Source organism: Corynebacterium lujinxingii (genome assembly GCF_014490555.1).
GTDB lineage: Bacteria > Actinomycetota > Actinomycetes > Mycobacteriales > Mycobacteriaceae > Corynebacterium > Corynebacterium lujinxingii.
Genome location: NZ_CP061032.1, coordinates 211005 through 226788 on the forward strand (window position 1 = coordinate 211005; position 15784 = coordinate 226788).

Sequence of the window (15784 nt, forward strand, 5' to 3'; positions counted from 1 at the left end):
CTGGCTATCCGTGACTACCCGCAGCGTGAGTGAGCGCCTGGCCGGCACCCCGGCGGTGCGCGAGACGATCATGGCCGCAGCGACCGCGGCGCGAGGCGATGGCGCGGCGTACGCGATGACACACGCCTGGCTGTTTACCGGCCCGCCAGGCGCGGGGCGGTCGAACGCGGCGTTGGCGTTCGCGGCGGCGCTCATGTGCGAGAACCCGGACGAGATCGGGTGCGGGCGCTGCAAGGGGTGCCGCGACGCGTTGGCTGGCGCGCACACGGATTTGGTGCACGTGGTGCCGCGCGAGGTAGTGATTTCGGCGGATTTCGTGCGTGACGAGATCGTCGCAAAGGCAGCTCGCTTACCGACGGTCGCCCCCTGGCGCGTCATCATCATCGAAAACGCCGACCGCCTCCACCCGCGCGCGGCGGACGTGTTGCTCAAGACGGTGGAGGAGCCGCCGGAGCGCACGGTGATCATCATGTGCGCCCCGTCGACGGATCCGCGCGATTTTTCGCAGACGCTGCGCTCGCGCTGCCGCCATTTGTATGTACCGTCGCCGTCGGAGGATGAGATAGTGCGCATTCTTGTCGACGAAGAAGGCGCCACCGAACACGACGCACGCCTGGCCGCGACGGCGTCGCTGCGCCACGTCGGCCGGGCGCGGCTGCTCGTGCGTACCCCGGAGGTGCAAAAACGACGCGCGATGGCGATCAACCTGGCCGAGTTGGTCTTCCACGGCGCGCAGGCGTTCCAGGCGGTCGGCGCGTTGATTAAGGCGGCGGAGAAAGAGGCGGTCGAGGCGCACAAAGCCGATGACGAAGCGGAGCGCGCGAAGCTGGAAAACGCACTGGGCAAGGGTGCGAAGGGCAAGGGCGCGGCGAAGGTGCTGCGGGGCATGGCATCGTCGGTGAAGCAGTTGGAGGACGACCAGAAGCGCCGCGGTACACGCCGCAAGCGCGACATGCTCGATCTGGTGCTGGTGGATCTGGCGGGGATTTACCGCGACGCGATGGTCGTGCAGTCCGGCGCAGAGATCGGGCTCACGCATCCGGATTTCGAGGGCTTGGCGCGCGAGATCGCCAGCCAGGTCTCGGCGGAGGGGCTGGTGGAGTGCCAGGAGGCGATCGCGCAGTGCCGGGAGCGTCTCGGCCAAAACGTGACGCCGGCGGTGGCGTTTAACGGGATGCTCGGTCGGATCAGACTCGCCTGCGACGTGTCTTAACCTGCGGGTTTCGCGGCTCGGGCGCGCTGGGTTAAGCTTGCTTCTCGGTGCAGCGTTGCTGCCCGGCCACTATAGCTCAGTCGGTAGAGCATCTCACTCGTAATGAGAAGGTCGCGAGTTCGATTCTCGCTGGTGGCTCAATTTTTTTGCCCTAAACCGGGCAGGAACCGCGGCACGACTTTGCCCACGGCGTTGCGCGGTAGCGTATCGACGAAGCGCACATCCCTCGGCACCGAGTGATCGGCCAAGCGTTCGCGCACCCAGTCGCGCACATCGTCGGCGGTGACCCCGGCGCTGTTGTCGTCGCGCACGATCCATACGGCGATGCGTTTGAAGGTTTCGTCGTCGTCGACGCCGTGGGCGTAGACCTCGTCGATACCCGGCATGTCGTCGAGCACTTCGACGACGGATTGGGGGTGGACGTTTTCGCCGCCGACGATGATCATGTCGTCACTGCGCGATTGCACGTGCAAGAACCCGTCGGCGTCGATATAGCCCATGTCGCCCATCTCGATGAGCCCGTCGATTTCCACCATGGGGGTGTCGGGGTTGGTGTAGCCGCGCAGTGCGGTTTCGTTGTGCAGGAAGATGCGGCCGGTTTCGCCGGTGGGCACTTCGGTGCCGTGGTCGTCGTAAAGCTTCAGCACCGTGCCGGGCGGAATCTTGCCGACGGTAGTGGGGTCGGCCTGCATCTGCTCCGGCGACGCGGCGGCGGCGAGCGCGAGTTCGGTCGAGCCGTAGATGTTGGCCAGGATCGGGCCGAATCGTTCGGTGGTGCGGCGCAACAGCGCAGGTGTGACGGCGTTGCCGGCGGTGGCGAGGTAGCGCAGGGTAGAGGTGTCGTAGTTCTCGTCGAGGTCGAGCATCTGCTTGAAAAAGATTGGCGAGGAGATGAGGCCGTCGCAACGAAACGCCTCGATCTGGCGGAAGCAGTTCTCGGCGTCGAAGACGCGTTGCGTGACAATGGTGGAGCGCGTCGCCAGCGCGACCTGCAGTGCGGACCAGCCCCAGGTGTGGAAGATCGACGCGGTCAGTTGCACGGTGTCGCCGGCGCGCCACGGGATCGCCTCGAGGTAGCCGGCGACCACGAACGGCAGCCTCGGTTCGGGTCGCACGATGCCTTTGGGGATGCCGGTGGTGCCCGAGCTCATCAGCACGAGGTTGCCATGCTTCGGCCACACGGGCAGTTGCTTATCGACGACCCCTTTCACCACCACATCCTCATACGCGCGCACCACCGTCACGCCGGTGAGGTCGTTAGGGAGGCGGTCGCGGAATTCGTCGTCGATGAACAGGACGTTGATGTCGTTTTCGTCGATGATGCCGCGCAGCTGCTGGGGCGATGAACCGATGTTGAGCAGGTAAATGTGCCCGCCGGCGTAACCCTTCGCGCCCAGCGGCAGGATGATGCCGCGGCCGTTTCGGGCCATCACGCCGATGCGCAGCTCGTCGAGCTCGCGCTGCTCCTGCTCCTGTAGCAGCCATTTGGCCACCTTGCGGGCGTCGTGGCGCAGTTGGCGGTAGGTCAGGGCCCCGGTGTCGTCGATAAGCGCGAGGCGATCGGGAACAGCAGCGGCGCCTTGCTCGATTTCGCGGGCGGTGGTGAACCAGTAGCGCGCGAGGTTGGGCACGAGTTTCAGCGCGGCGCGCGGGCCGCCTTCGGCGCTGACCATGCCGGAGCGTGTAACGGCGGCGGCGAAGCGCGCGAAAGATTTGAGTAGAAAGAGCGGACGTTGAGTCGGTCGCATGAAAATAATGTAACCTATGTTGCGCTTGTGTCTAGAGTGAAAGGTTTGCCGTGTCTATAACCCGCCGTATCGTCGCCGCGCTTGTCGCCGCCGCCGCATTGTTCGCCCCGATCGCCCCGGCCGCGCAGGCGCAGGAGCGCAACATGGTCATCTTCGGCGACTCCGTCATCTCGGACCCGAACATGGGGCAGTGGGCCGCCGGCAAACTCGGCCTCGACCCGCGCGGGCCGTCGGACATCCGCACGTGGTGCCCGACGTCGCCGACGAGCTGGGGCAAGCGCTCCGCCGCGAAACTCGGCCTGCCCGTGCGCGACTACTCCTGCACCGGCACCGTGTCCATTCAGAAGGGTCCGCAGTTCGCCTCCGAGGTCACCCGCGCGGTGAACGACCGGGGCCTGTCGCCGGCGACGGCCCGGGTGATCATCACCACCGGCTTCAACGACACGTACCACAACGACGGCCGTGACCGCGCCGCGTTCCGACGCGACTGGGTCGCCGCCATGGCCCCGCAGATCCGCCGCATCCGCGCCGCCGCCCCGAACGCGCGTATCCAGATCGTCGGCTACCCGAAGATCACCGCCGGCGACCGCGTGTGCTTGTTCCACATCGCCCCGAACGTCGCCGACGCCACCCGCTTTGCCGCCGTGCAGGAGTGGGAGGGCTCGATCCAGTGGGCACAGGTCGACCTGGCGCGCGCGACGGGCGTGGAGTTTCTGGACCTGAAGCCGTCGACGTGGCACAACAACATGTGCGCACCGGATAACAAGCGCATGTGGGCCGGTCTGGTGGACTTCTACGGCGGCCCGGGCAACCTGCCGATCCACGTCAACCAGCGCGGCCACGAGCACGTGGCGAATGTGATCGCCCGCTCCTAGTGTGGGAGGGCATGACACAGACTGTTCAAGGAGTAATCGCCCGCGAGAAAGGCGCCCCGGTCGAGGTCGTGGACATTGTGATCCCGGAGCCCGGCCCCAACGACGTCGTGGTCAAGGTCCAGGCCACCGGCGTGTGCCACACGGACTTGGCCTACCGTGACGGCGATATCGAGGACGCGTTCCCGTTCCTGCTCGGCCACGAAACCGCCGGCGTCGTCGAGACGGTCGGCGAGGACGTCACCCACGTTCAACCCGGCGATTTCGTGGTGCTGAACTGGCGCGCGGTGTGCGGCGAGTGCCGCGCCTGCCGCAAGGGCGACACGAAGAACTGCTTCAACACCCACAACGCGTCCAAGCGCATGACGCTTGACGACGACACCCCGCTCACCCCAGCGCTCGGCATCGGCTCCTTCGCCGAGAAGACGCTTGTGCACGAAAAGCAGTGCACCAAGGTCGACCCGGACGCCGACCCGGCGGCTGCCGGCCTGCTCGGCTGCGGCATCATGGCCGGCCTCGGCGCAGCCGTGAACACTGGTGACGTGCAGCGCGGCGAGTCGGTCGTCGTGTTCGGCCTGGGCGGCGTCGGTCTGGCTGCCGTCGCGGGGGCTGCGTTGGCGGGGGCGACGACGGTGATTGCGGTGGACGTCGACAAGCGAAAGTGCGACGCCGCCACCGAGACGTTCGGCGCAACGCACGCGATCTGCGCGAAGGACATGAGCGAAGACGAGGTCATCGAGGCCGTGCGCGAGCTCACCGACGGCTTCGGCACGGACGTGGCCATCGACGCCGTGGGCATCCAGCCGACGTGGCGCCAGGCGTTCTACTCGCGCGACCTGGCCGGGCGCATGGTCATGGTCGGCGTGCCCAACCAGACCGACCACGTGGACATCCCCGCGATCGACCTGTACGCCCGCGGCGGGTCCATCAAGCCGGCCTGGTACGGCGACTGCCTGCCGGAGCGCGACTTCCCGACGTACGTGGAACTGTACAAGCAGGGCCGGTTCCCGCTCGGCGAGTTCGTCTCCGAACGCATCGGCGTGGGAGATATTGAGCAAGCATTCGAGAAGATGAAGCGCGGCGACGTGCTGCGAAGCGTGGTGGAGTTCTAATGCGCATCGATAACGTCGTCACCTCCGGCCTGTTCAAACTCGACGGCGGCGAGTGGGAGGTGGACAACAACGTCTGGATCGTCGGCGACGATTCGGAGGTCTACATCATCGACGCCGCCCACAACGCCGAAGCCATCGCCGAAGCAGTGGGGGACCGCCGCGTCAAGGGCATTCTGGCCACCCACGGCCACTCCGACCACATCGACGCCGCGCCGGAGCTGTCGCGGCTTGTCGACGCCCCGGTGTACCTGCACCCCACCGACGGATTCCTCTGGCAGCGCCAGAACCCGAACGCGCACTACCGCCAACTCCTCGACGGCGCCACGTTCAACATCGCCGGCACCGATCTACGCGTCATGTCCACCCCGGGCCACTCGCCGGGCTCTGTGGTCATCTACGCTGAGGAAGCCGGCGAGTTGTTCTCCGGCGACACCCTGTTCCAGGGCGGCCCGGGCGCGACGGGCCGGTCGTTCTCATCCTTCGATACCATCATCCACTCCCTGCAGAAGTCCGTGCTGGACCTGCCGGCGGAGACGGTGGTGCGCACCGGCCACGGCGACCACACCACCATCGGCGATGAAGCCCCGCACCTGGAGGAGTGGATCCGCCGCGGGTTCTAGTCTTCGGGCGCCTCGGCGTTTTGCAGCGCGACTGCGCGCGCGAGGCGCGCGTAGCGCAATTCCTGTTCGCGGAAGCGGGTCCAGGTCGAGATCGTCGTAAAGAAAAACGCGATGACCAGCACGTAAAGCATCAAGTCCGTGCCGCGGTCCACGCCAAGCCAGTTCGCGAGCACCGTCACGTCGTCGGGGCGCACGATCGCCCACACGGCGGCCACGACCATGACCGCGAATCCGATCTTCACCCACGCTTTCGCGTTTGCTTTTCGACGATTCGCCAAGAAAAACCACGCCAACGCCACAATCGCGGCCAACAGCAGCGCCTGAATCACGGCAGCCTCCTCGCAACCAGCCCGTCGGCGAGGATGTTCACGCCGTTGATCAGGGATTGGCCCTTCGACATCGAGTACTCGGTGTAGAGAATGTCCACCGGTTCTTCGCTCACACGCCAGCCGTGCTTGTCGATCATCGCGACGATCTCCGACGCGTGCGACATCCCGTTCATGCGGATATTCATCTCGTCGGCGACATGCTTGTTAAACGCGCGCAGCCCGTTGTGCGCGTCCGTCAGCCCCAGTTTGCGGGTGCGCGGCGAGAGCATCACCACCGTTTTCAGCACCATGCGTTTGATCCACGGCACCTGCGAGTTGTCCTGTCCCGCAAACCGCGTGCCGACGAGAATATCCACCGGCTCCGCACGCAACCGTTCGATCATCCGCACCACGTCCTTTTCCTGGTGCTGGCCGTCAGCGTCAAAGGTGACAAAGAACTGCGCGCCGGGCTGCGCACGTGCGTACTCCACGCCGGTTTGGATCGCCGCGCCCTGGCCCAGGTTCACCGGGTGGTTAACCAGGTGGGCCCCGGCGGCGCGGATTTGCGCTGCGGAGTCGTCGCGCGAGCCGTCGTTGACGGCGACGATGTTGGGAAACGTCTCGCGGGCGTGCGAGAGCACGTCGAAAATGACCGAGCCCTCGTTGTAGCAGGGCACGATCAGCCAGGTGTCTGAAAATGCGCTCATGTCGGAAGTCAGGTTACTCCCCGCGGTGGAACAACACGGCGTACACGCGCTTAAGTAAACCTGTGGGAAGCATGCGGTACGCCGACCGCGCAGCCAGGTTAAACACAGCGCGCGGACGCGAGATCAGCCCGTAGGCGACCAGGTTGCGCTGCATCTGTACTTCGGCGGCGAACATTTCGCGGCCGGTGCGGCGCGAAAACTGCGCGTCGGTGACCTGGAAATCCGTCAGCGCTTCCGGCAGGTTGCGCACCTGCCACCCGTCGGCGATCAGCCGCGCGTAGAGGTCGTAGTCCTCCATGAAGTGCACGTCCCGGTAGCCGCCGACCTCCTTGACGGCGCGGGTGCGCAGCATCACCGACGGGTTGTTCACCGGCGAGTTCATCCTCGCGTACGCATGCGGATCTTCAGGCAGTGCCCGCACCCGCCCCGTATCGCCCGGTGTGCGCGCGAATTCCTCCACGGCGGTGCCCAGCGCGCCGACGCCCGAGTGCGCCTCCAGGTACGCCAGTTGCCGTTGGAACCGCTCGGGTTTCGCGGCGTCGTCGGAGTCCAGCCGCGCGGTGTAGTCGGCGCCGATTGCCTCCAAGCCGGCCTGCGACGCCGGGCCCGCCCCCACGTTCTCCGGCAGCCGGATCACCCGGGCTTTTTGCTTCTCGACGACCCCCTCCACCGCCTTTCCCACCGGCCCGTCCACCACAATGACCAGCTCGTCCGCCGGCCGCGTCTGCGCCTGTAGGGAAGCCAGGGCGCGCTCGAGGTCGGCGGCGTCGGTGCCGTGGTAGACGGTGATCAGCGCTGCGAGTGTTGCCATGTCAGTCCCTTGCGGCGTCGATGAGGTAGCGGCCGTAGCCGGATTTGAGCACCTGTTCGCCGAGCGCTTCGAGGTGGCGGGCGTCGATGAAGCCCTCGCGGTAGGCGGCGACCTCCGGCGAGCCGATCACGGTGCCAGTGCGTTTTTGCAGCACTTCGACGTACGCGCTGGCCTCGCTCATCGAGTCGATGGTGCCGGTGTCCAGCCACACGTCACCGCGGTGCAGGCGGTGGACTTTAAGGTTGCCGCGGTTTAAATAGGCCTCGTTGACGGAGGTGATCTCCAACTCGCCGCGCGCGGAGGGTTTGATGCTCTTCGCGATCTCCACCACCTCGTTGTCGTAGAAATACAGCCCCACCACCGCAAAGTTCGACTTCGGCGCGTCCGGTTTTTCCTCGATGGACAGCGCGGTGCCGGCGGCGTCAAACTCGACCACGCCGTAGCGCTGCGGATCCGAGACCTCGTAGGCGAAAATGGCCCCGCCCGCGATGTCGCGCACCCGGCCGAGTGCTTCCGAGATGCCGTTGCCGTCGAAGATGTTGTCGCCGAGCACAAGCGCTACGGAGTCGTCGCCAATGAAGTCCTCGCCGATCAAAAACGCTTGCGCCAACCCCTCCGGCTTCGGTTGTTCGGCGTAGTGGAGCATGATGCCGAGGTGGGAGCCGTCGCCAAGCAAGCGCTCAAAGTTCGCGCGGTCCTCGGGCGTGGTGATGATCAAAATCTCCCGGATACCCGCGCTGATCAGGGTGGACAGCGGGTAGTAGATCATCGGCTTGTCGTAAATCGGCATCAACTGCTTCGAGATGCCCTGCGTGATCGGGTACAGACGCGTGCCCGACCCGCCCGCGAGAATGATGCCCTTCATGGAAGCGAAGTTTAATGGGTGGGTACTTCACACGGTGGTATGTCTGTGGGAAGCAGGGTGTTAAGCCTTCACTTTGTCCGACGGTAGCGCTGACGTGGACTTCGCAAAGGCTCAGTAACCTCTGCCGCTCCTTCCTTGATGAGTTTATTCAGGCTCTTTTGCACCGCGGTTCGACTGAGACCAGTCGCTTCAAGGAGTTCTGTTGTAGACCACGAGGCTTTCTCTCGGAGGAGGCGAGAAACTTGATCGTAGGCGGTCTCATGAGTTTCCTCGGCTGCAACTTTGCGTTTGTGAAATGTAACGGTGAAGTGAGTTGAGGTGTTGGTGAACTCCGGGGGTGGCATGAGTGCGTCCGCGGTCGCGGACCGCATGACAGCGATTCCTGTGCCGCGGTTTTCCGCTACCGTCCCGCCACCAGAAAATCGTAAATCCTCCAAAAGCGTTGAGAGCAACTGGTTGCGCGAGGTGGTTACACCCGGCTGACCTAGGTTTTCTGGGGTCACTCCCCCGAAGAGGCCACCCGGATTCGAAATCTGGAGTCGATCCACGAACATGTCGATTTGTACAGGTGTGCCGAGCGCGGTTGGGGAATAGTCGCGATGCATCAGAGCATTGACTAATGCCTCTCGTAAAGCCACTGGCGGGTAATCTGGGACATCTTTGCGATAAACGCCTTCTATTAATCCCGCGGTCCGCATGTTCTTTTCGACGAGGCGTACACCTTGCTCCACCATTTCAGGGATTGGACCGGTGATTCTTGCACTGTCGAGGAGGCGAAATCCCTCGGTTACATCCCCTTTGGAGGTGCCGGGATAGAGTGCGAAATTCACTACAAGCCGTGGAAAGAATTGCTGCGGAAAGTCGCCCATCGTAAGGAGCGCTCCCAGGGTAGGCGCGTCGTTACGTAAGACCTGGAGACGACGCAAGGCCGTTGGCAATCCGTCCGCAAAGGTTTTTTCGCGCGCAGCGCGCTGTCGTTCGGCGTAGTGCGTGAGGGTTGTTTCATCGAGATCCTCAACTGATGCTTCCGCTACGGGCTCCCGGTCCCATGACGGTTGTCCCTGATTTTCTACGATTCGATCAACTTCATATGGAGTCAATCTCCGTTCGCTGTCGCCCGTTCGCGTGTAGCTGCCCTTGTAGAGACCCCGTTCAGTGACGTAACAGGGCTTGTCCTCGGGCACCATCTCAGGAACTTCAGCGACTAAAACGTGCGCTGATTCGAAAGGCACAATCGAAATGTCCGGTCGTACCGGTGGAGTAAGGCGTTCGCAGAACGTGGTCAGGGAATCGCGCGCGGCTTTGGGGTCAAAGTCTGGTAGAACAGTGAACCCATCGGTCTCACTTACACCGAAAATTAGAGTTCCGCCGCTGTGGTTGGAAAAGGCGCTCAGTGTCTCCAATACTGCTTTCCCTACGCCAGATTTCACCTCAACCCGGGAACTCTCGGCACCGATAGTCCGATGTTGTTCAAGCATCAGCGCCAAGTCTTCGTGCAACATAACACCGAACTTAACACCCAACTTCGCACGGTGTTAAGAATGTGTGAAGCTGGGTGTTGAGTTGCTGGCGAAGTCTAGCTAGCGCATCGCCACATACAGCGCGAGCGCTGCCCGCCAGTTCGACGGCGCGAACCCGGTCGCCTTGATCTTGTCCAGCGACAGCGTGGACTCGCGTGGGCGTACCGCGGCGTCGAGACCGTACTCCTCGGTGGTCACTGGGTGGACGTCGGAAGGGTCGCCGCCCATGGCGATGTAGACGGCCATGGCGATCTCGTCGCGTCCGGCGGTGTCGCCGTCGGAAGTGATGTTGTACACGCCGTAGTCTGCGCCCGAGGAAAGCAGGTGCGCGATGCCCTTGGCCAGGTCTTCGGCGGCGGTGGGGCGGCCACGCTGGTCGGAGACCACCTTTGGCGACACACCCTTGGCGGCCAGTTGCGCCATCGTCTCCATGAAGTTCGCGCCGTCGCCGAACACCCATGACGTGCGCACAACGTAGTGCCTGCGCGCCGTCTGGGCGGCGGTGTCGCCGGCGGCCTTGGACGCACCGTAGGTGGACAGGGGCGAGGGCACCTCGGTTTCGTCGTGGACGTCGACGGTGCCGTCGAAGATGTAGTCGGAGGAGACGTGGACGAAGGTGAGGTCGTGGTCGTCGGCAAGCCGGGCGAGCGTGGCGGGGGCGGAGGCGTTGACGGACCAGGCGGCGGCGCGGTCGATCTCGGCGCCGTTGACGTCGTTGTAGGCGGCGCAGTTCACGATCGCCCAGAAATCGCTCCAGTCGATATCCACGCTGCCCGTCGCGTCAGCGGCGTGGCAGATGTCGAACTCGTCGCGGCCGTAAAACACGGCTTCGTCGTCGGACCAGATCTGGCGCAGCGCACGCCCCAACTGTCCGTTCGCGCCGGTCACCAGGATGCGGCGGGGCGGCAGGGGGGTGGCGTCGGCAAGCATGGGGTGCGCCTGGTCGGCGGCGGAGAGTTCGGTCGGCTCGAGCGGCCAGTTGATCTCCTTGTACGAGCAGAACGCGCCGCCGGGGGAGTAGCGCTGGTTGACCAGGTAGATGTACGTGGTGTCGTCCTCGAGCGCCTGGAAGCCGTTGGCCACCCCGCGCGGAACGAACACCGCGGTGTCGGGCCCGATTTCGCAGGTGAACGTCTCGCCAAACGTTGCGGAACCAGCGCGCATGTCCACCCACGCGCCGAACACCCGGCCGGAGGCGACGGAGACCCACTTGTCCCACGGCTCCGCGTGCATGCCGCGGGTGGCGCCGCGCCGGGCGTTGAAACTGACGTTTTGCTGCCGTGGCACGAGCGCTTGGCCGGCCCAGTTCTCCTTGAACCAGCCGCGGTTGTCCTCGTGCAGTGTCAGGTCGTGGACTTCCAACCCTGCGATCATTACTGGCCCCTTTCCGCATATTGCTTCTCGACGACACCCTTATCGCCCCGCCACCATTCCCGGTTATCGCGGTACCACGCGATGGTCTCGCGCAGCCCGGTTTCAAAGTCGCGCGTCGGCGCCCAGCCGAGTTCGCGTCGGATCTTTGTGGCGTCCATGGTGTAGCGCTGGTCGTGGCCGGGCCGGTCGTTGACGTGGACGTAGTCGCCGCCCATGATGTCGCAGATTTTCTCGATGACCTGTTTATTCGTGATGTGAGCGGAGCGAGCGTCACCGGCGCCGATGTTGTAGGTCTCGCCGGTCCGGCCGCGTTCCAGGATGGCGAGCACGGCGTCGTTGTGGTCGTCGACGTGGATCCAGTCGCGTACCTGCGCGCCTGTGCCGTACAGTTTCGCCGGTTCGCCGGTCAGGATGTTGGTGATCTGGCGGGGGATGAACTTCTCCACGTGCTGGTACGGGCCGTAGTTGTTGGAGCAGTTCGAGATCGTCGCGTTGATGCCAAACGATCGCACCCAGGCGCGCACGAGGTGGTCGGAGCCAGCCTTCGTTGCGGAATACGGCGACGACGGGTTGTAGGGCGTGGTCTCGGTAAACGCGTCGGTGCCGCCGAGTTCTAAGTCGCCGAAGACCTCGTCGGTGGAGATGTGGTGCAGGCGCTTTTCAAACTTGCGCACCGCCTCGAGCAGCGTGAACGTGCCCACGACGTTGGACTGCACGAACGCGGACGGGTCCCGCAGCGAGTTGTCGTTGTGCGATTCGGCGGCGAAGTGGATGGTGGCGTCGGTGCGGTTGACGAGGTCGTCGATAAGCGACTGCTCGCAGATGTCCCCCTCGACGAACTCGACGCCCTCCGGCACGTTGGCGCGGTTGCCGGCGTAGGTGAGCTTGTCCACGACGATTACGCGGTAGCGCTCGGACGCCATGCGCGCGAAGTTCGACCCGATGAAACCGGCGCCACCGGTGACCAGCAAAGACTCCATATCCGGCTACTTTACAAGGCCGGCGAGGTGGACGAGCGCACCGGCGATCGGGCCGGCGAACAGCGCGACGATAACGGCGGTGGCCACACCCCACGGCGCGAGAAAGAGCACGGCGAACGCGGTAAGCGTAGCGACGACCCACCCCGCGACATAAAACGCGTGCTTTTCCAGCGCCAGCACTGCCACGCCGGTGATCATGAGCATGCCCATAAACGCCGACGCGAACGTGAGCAGGCCCAGCGTGAGGCCGGCGACGAACAATTCCGGTTTGAACGCGAGCCGCAGAATCCACGGGCCGATCAGCCACGCCGCCGCGAACCCGACCACACCGAGCGTGAGCACCGCACCGATCGGGGCGGCCAGCGCTGCGTAGATGCGCTCCCGCTTCTCGACGAACCGCACCACCAACGCCGACTGAAAACGCTGCAGCGGCATGAGCACCGGCGCGCGCGTGAGCATCACGGCGTTCGCGATGGCGGCGACGGTGAGCGATGTTTCCGGGTCGTCGGGAAACGCGGCGCTCACGGCGGTGGGAAACCCGGTAATGAGCGCGGCGGAGGCGCCGGAGGCGGCCATGGCGGACACGACGCGGCGGACGAACGTGGCGCGGTCGACGTCGAGGGTGACGCGCACCGGGGCGGCGGCGAGGATTGCAATCCAGCTCAGTGCGCCGATGACGGTGATGAGCAGAAACTCGCGCAGCCCCCCGCCAAGCGCGAGCGTGAGCAGCGCCAGCACGAGGCGCACGCCGGAATCCAGCGCGACCAGGGCGGCGTAGCGGCTCCACAGGCCCGCGCCGGAGAGCACCCCGGAAAGCACCGCCTGGAACGCGTAGGACAACAGGCCGAACGCGAGCAGCGCCGTCGCCGCCGACGGATCGGGCGGGACGATCGCGCCCATGAAGAACAACCCGCACACCGCCACCAGCGCGAGTGCCACGCCGCCGAGCGTCGCGCCGAGCCGCCACGGGTTCGCCCGCCCCTGTTTGCCGTCGGTGCGCGACGCGGCGACGGCGCGGGTCGTTTCGTGCGTGATGCCGTCGATTACGCCGGTGCAGGCGAAAAACAGCCCCCAATAGGCGAGGAAGTAGCGGTAGCTGGTCTCCACATCGAGCGCCCAGCCGGCGACCCAGACGACGACCAGCCCGCTGACCGCGGCGAACACCGTCGCCAGCGACAGGTGCTTCACGGGCACACCGGGAGTTCGCGGTGCTGCGTCCACGCGTCCAAAATCGGCGAGATGTCCGCGCCGTGGCGCTTGAACGCGTTGACCAGGTCGAAGGTTTCCACGACGCCATGTGCGTTCGTCGCCACGTAATCGCGCACTGCGTTGAAGAAGGTTTCGTCGCCGACGGATCGTCGTAAAGCATGCAGCGTGATCGCGCCGCGCTTGTACACGCGGTCGTCGAACATGTCGCGCGGGCCCGGGTCCGCGAGCGTGAACCGCATCGGGGTGATCTTGGCGTAGTGCTCGCGCACGGAGACGTCGACCGGTTTCCGGCCCGCGAAATCGGCCCACAGCCACTCCGCGTAGCAGGCGAAGCCCTCGTTGAGCCAGATGTCCTCCCACTGCGCGATGCCGAGCGAGTTGCCGAACCATTGGTGCGCCAACTCGTGCGCGATCAGACGCTCGTTATTGTGCAGGTGGTTGACGCCGAAAATCGACAGCCCCTGCGCCTCGAGCGGGATCTCCAGCGGGTCCTCGTGCACGACCACCTGGTAGTCCTCAAACGGGTAGGGGCCGAAGACGGTCTCGAAGTAATCGAGCATCGCCTGCTGCTTCGACAGATCGCCCACGTTTGGGCCGGGTAGCCACGCCGACGTGTTGCGCCCGAGCGAGACGTGGCGGAACTGGCCGACCTGGATCGTCGCCAGGTACGTCGGCATGGGCCGTGAGGTGGTATTCGCTACCGCCGTGTAGTCCCGGTCGGTGCGCACGCGGAAGTTGTACGTCGCTTTCTCGTCCGGGGTGTCGTCGCAAGGAAACCACGTCGGCGCGCCGTTGGGCTGGTTCGCGGTGAGCGCGCCGTTGTCCAGTTCCTCCCAGCCGAGTTCGCCCCACGCGGTGCGCCGCGGGCGCGGGTTGCCGCCGTAGCGGATGGTGAGCGTGAACTCGGTGTCTACCGGGATTTCCTCGTTGAACGTGATGCGCAGTTTCCCGCCGGATTGGCGGAAGCGCTTCACGCCGATGCTTAACGACGACTCCACGCGCCGCGCCGCCAACCCCTGCGCCATATCCAGCGTCAGGTGGTTCAGCGCGCGCCAGGTGGTCATCGTCAGCGTCGCCGTCGCGTTGAGACGGTTCGGGTTAACGATGTAGTGGAAGTCCAGGTCGTAGTGCGTGACGTGGAACCCCAGGTTGAACTCCACGCCCGTGTAGCGGTCGCGGGTGCCGGGGATTGGGGTGGAGCGCAGTCGGAGGTTTCTCATCGCGGGGAAGTCTACCCCTGGGTGCTCCTAGACCCCGAGTGCCGGTGCGATCGTGGTGCGCCAGGCCTTATCCAGGTCGTCGCGCCAGTACGGCCAGGAGTGGGTGCCCACGTTGCGGAGTTCGAAGTGCGCCGGGATCTTGAGGCCGTCGAGCTTGGCCTTCAAGTCGTGGGTGCAGGAGTTGATCGCGGCTTCGATCACGCCGCCTTCGATCTGCAGCGTTGCCGCGCCGAGGTGCGCGGCCGGTTCCGGGGCGCCGATGCCGAGCAGGTAGCTCACCTGGTCCGGGCGGCCGGCCAGGCCGGTGCCGGAGGAGACGTAGAGTTTCGTGCCGCGCAGTTTCTCCGCGTTCAGCAGGGCGTCGTTCCAGCGGTTGTACTTGCCGCCCATCGGACCCCACATCATCTCCGGGGTGACGGTCTTGAAGTCCGGCACACTGGAGGCGCGGTTCACGGTCAAGCGCGCGAAGTTGTAGCCGGCCGGGGTGGACGTTGCCGCGCAGCCGGAAAACGACGCCGCCGCCTTGTACATGCCCGGGTTGTGCTCCGGCAGCACGAGCGCGGAGGTGCCGGACATGGAAAAGCCGGCGATCGCGCGGTTCCTGTTCGCGCCGAGGGTGCGCTCGATCGGGCCGGGCAGCTCGTGGGTAAGGAAGGTCTCCCACTTCTGCGGGCCGTTTAGATACATGGAGCGCACGTTGGGGGCCACCCAGTCGGTGTAATAGGAAAACGCACCGGCCTGCGGGATGACCACGTTGACGCGCTTGCCCCTGAAGTAGTCCTTCGTGGTGTGCAGGGTCAGCCAGTCCTGGTTCTGCTCCGCGCCGCCGGCGCCGTTGAGCAGGTACAGCGTCGGTGCGCCCGACACGCGCTTGCCGGCGCGGTCCGTGGCCGGGATGACAGCAATCGGGATGTCGCGTCGCATCGACGGCGAGTAGACGTTGTAGGACAGCACGTTGTTGTGGTCGACCTGTTCGACCCACTTCTGCGGCTGGCCGGTGGCCGGCGAGATCGGCGGGGTGGCGGGCGCGTTCCAGCTTTTGACCACGCCGGCCGGCTGGGCGATGGCCGGGGTGGTGCCGCAGGCGACGGTGAGTGCGGTCAGCGCGGCAAGTGCTGCTTTCTTCAACGACTTCATAAAGTCCCGTTTCTGTAACGAAGTTATGCTGTCTGACGACATTCGAAGCGTCATTGTACGTTACATACGTTAAAGCTGTGGTTATTGT

15 protein-coding genes and 1 tRNA gene are annotated in these 15784 nt (G+C 65.1%); 5 read left to right on the plus strand and 11 right to left on the minus strand.

The window, feature by feature from the left end; translation table 11 throughout:
* Nucleotides 1-10 precede the first annotated feature (10 nt).
* Both IAU68_RS00915 and IAU68_RS00920 read left to right on the plus strand, forming a co-directional pair.
* Nucleotides 11-1213, plus strand: coding sequence for a DNA polymerase III subunit delta' (locus IAU68_RS00915; RefSeq protein WP_231699050.1), 1203 nt, complete (start codon nucleotides 11-13; stop codon nucleotides 1211-1213).
* 65 nt (nucleotides 1214-1278) lie between these two features.
* Nucleotides 1279-1351: transfer RNA gene (locus tag IAU68_RS00920), tRNA-Thr, on the plus strand.
* On the opposite strand, the gene IAU68_RS00925 is transcribed toward IAU68_RS00920, so the two are convergent.
* Entirely contained in the window at nucleotides 1351-2961 is a 1611-nt protein-coding gene (locus IAU68_RS00925; protein WP_171193214.1) for an AMP-binding protein, read from the minus strand. The genes IAU68_RS00920 and IAU68_RS00925 overlap by 1 nt on opposite strands.
* Nucleotides 2962-3011: 50 nt before the next feature.
* Here IAU68_RS00925 and IAU68_RS00930 point away from each other — a divergent pair, with 50 nt between their 5' ends.
* Genes IAU68_RS00930 through IAU68_RS00940 form a run of 3 tightly spaced genes read left to right on the plus strand, consistent with a single transcriptional unit; the run spans nucleotide 3012 to nucleotide 5565 of the window.
* Nucleotides 3012-3836, plus strand: coding sequence for a GDSL-type esterase/lipase family protein (locus tag IAU68_RS00930; RefSeq protein ID WP_231699051.1), 825 nt, complete (start codon nucleotides 3012-3014; stop codon nucleotides 3834-3836).
* Nucleotides 3837-3847: 11 nt separating this feature from the next.
* Nucleotides 3848-4945 (plus strand): S-(hydroxymethyl)mycothiol dehydrogenase, encoded by a 1098-nt coding sequence (locus tag IAU68_RS00935; protein WP_171193215.1) that lies wholly within the window; start codon nucleotides 3848-3850, stop codon nucleotides 4943-4945.
* Entirely contained in the window at nucleotides 4945-5565 is a 621-nt protein-coding gene (locus tag IAU68_RS00940) for an MBL fold metallo-hydrolase (RefSeq protein WP_171193216.1), read from the plus strand. Before IAU68_RS00935 ends, IAU68_RS00940 begins: the two co-directional genes overlap by 1 nt.
* Here IAU68_RS00940 and IAU68_RS00945 read toward each other — a convergent pair.
* From IAU68_RS00945 to IAU68_RS00990, 10 genes are all read right to left on the minus strand, one after another.
* Nucleotides 5562-5894, minus strand: coding sequence for a DUF2304 domain-containing protein (locus IAU68_RS00945; RefSeq protein ID WP_171193217.1), 333 nt, complete (start codon nucleotides 5892-5894; stop codon nucleotides 5562-5564). The two genes, IAU68_RS00940 and IAU68_RS00945, sit on opposite strands and share 4 nt — an antisense overlap.
* A complete protein-coding gene (locus IAU68_RS00950) occupies nucleotides 5891-6580 on the minus strand; it encodes a glycosyltransferase family 2 protein (protein ID WP_171193218.1) in 690 nt (229 codons plus the stop codon). The genes IAU68_RS00945 and IAU68_RS00950 overlap by 4 nt, the downstream gene beginning before the upstream one ends.
* A gap of 13 nt (nucleotides 6581-6593) precedes the next feature.
* The gene (locus IAU68_RS00955) at nucleotides 6594-7391 is read right to left on the minus strand and encodes a glycosyltransferase (RefSeq protein WP_171193219.1); all 798 of its coding nucleotides are present in this window, start codon (nucleotides 7389-7391) and stop codon (nucleotides 6594-6596) included.
* 1 nt (nucleotide 7392) lies between these two features.
* Nucleotides 7393-8256: a glucose-1-phosphate thymidylyltransferase RfbA gene (gene rfbA, locus IAU68_RS00960; protein WP_171193220.1), complete on the minus strand. Its 864-nt coding sequence runs from the start codon at nucleotides 8254-8256 to the stop codon at nucleotides 7393-7395.
* Nucleotides 8257-8324: 68 nt separating this feature from the next.
* On the minus strand, nucleotides 8325-9758 hold the full coding sequence (locus IAU68_RS00965; RefSeq protein WP_171193221.1) for an ATP-binding protein: 1434 nt from the start codon (nucleotides 9756-9758) through the stop codon (nucleotides 8325-8327).
* A 78-nt stretch (nucleotides 9759-9836) separates the two neighbouring features.
* Nucleotides 9837-11150, minus strand: a complete 1314-nt coding sequence (locus IAU68_RS00970; RefSeq protein WP_171193222.1) for a sugar nucleotide-binding protein — start codon at nucleotides 11148-11150, stop codon at nucleotides 9837-9839.
* Nucleotides 11150-12130: a dTDP-glucose 4,6-dehydratase gene (gene rfbB / locus IAU68_RS00975; protein ID WP_171193223.1), complete on the minus strand. Its 981-nt coding sequence runs from the start codon at nucleotides 12128-12130 to the stop codon at nucleotides 11150-11152. The genes IAU68_RS00970 and rfbB overlap by 1 nt, the downstream gene beginning before the upstream one ends.
* 6 nt (nucleotides 12131-12136) lie before the next feature.
* The gene (locus IAU68_RS00980; RefSeq protein ID WP_171193224.1) at nucleotides 12137-13318 is read right to left on the minus strand and encodes a hypothetical protein; all 1182 of its coding nucleotides are present in this window, start codon (nucleotides 13316-13318) and stop codon (nucleotides 12137-12139) included.
* Entirely contained in the window at nucleotides 13315-14559 is a 1245-nt protein-coding gene (locus tag IAU68_RS00985) for a M1 family metallopeptidase (protein WP_171193225.1), read from the minus strand. The genes IAU68_RS00980 and IAU68_RS00985 overlap by 4 nt, the downstream gene beginning before the upstream one ends.
* 27 nt (nucleotides 14560-14586) lie before the next feature.
* Nucleotides 14587-15696 carry an alpha/beta hydrolase gene (locus tag IAU68_RS00990; protein WP_171193226.1) on the minus strand — a complete coding sequence of 370 codons (1110 nt, stop codon included), beginning with the start codon at nucleotides 15694-15696 and terminating at the stop codon, nucleotides 14587-14589.
* Between the last annotated feature and the right edge of the window lie 88 nt (nucleotides 15697-15784).

What these genes read in the sequence shown, in the direction of transcription:
- IAU68_RS00965 (WP_171193221.1), bottom strand. Translation starts at nt 9,758, where the DNA reads ATGTTGCACGAAGACTTGGCGCTGATGCTTGAACAACATCGGACTATC.
- IAU68_RS00950 (WP_171193218.1), bottom strand. Translation starts at nt 6,580, where the DNA reads ATGAGCGCATTTTCAGACACCTGGCTGATCGTGCCCTGCTACAACGAG.
- IAU68_RS00925 (WP_171193214.1), bottom strand. Translation starts at nt 2,961, where the DNA reads ATGCGACCGACTCAACGTCCGCTCTTTCTACTCAAATCTTTCGCGCGC.
- rfbB (WP_171193223.1), bottom strand. Translation starts at nt 12,130, where the DNA reads ATGGAGTCTTTGCTGGTCACCGGTGGCGCCGGTTTCATCGGGTCGAAC.
- IAU68_RS00935 (WP_171193215.1), top strand. Translation starts at nt 3,848, where the DNA reads ATGACACAGACTGTTCAAGGAGTAATCGCCCGCGAGAAAGGCGCCCCG.
- IAU68_RS00990 (WP_171193226.1), bottom strand. Translation starts at nt 15,696, where the DNA reads ATGAAGTCGTTGAAGAAAGCAGCACTTGCCGCGCTGACCGCACTCACC.
- IAU68_RS00970 (WP_171193222.1), bottom strand. Translation starts at nt 11,150, where the DNA reads ATGATCGCAGGGTTGGAAGTCCACGACCTGACACTGCACGAGGACAAC.
- IAU68_RS00955 (WP_171193219.1), bottom strand. Translation starts at nt 7,391, where the DNA reads ATGGCAACACTCGCAGCGCTGATCACCGTCTACCACGGCACCGACGCC.
- IAU68_RS00940 (WP_171193216.1), top strand. Translation starts at nt 4,945, where the DNA reads ATGCGCATCGATAACGTCGTCACCTCCGGCCTGTTCAAACTCGACGGC.
- rfbA (WP_171193220.1), bottom strand. Translation starts at nt 8,256, where the DNA reads ATGAAGGGCATCATTCTCGCGGGCGGGTCGGGCACGCGTCTGTACCCG.
- IAU68_RS00985 (WP_171193225.1), bottom strand. Translation starts at nt 14,559, where the DNA reads ATGAGAAACCTCCGACTGCGCTCCACCCCAATCCCCGGCACCCGCGAC.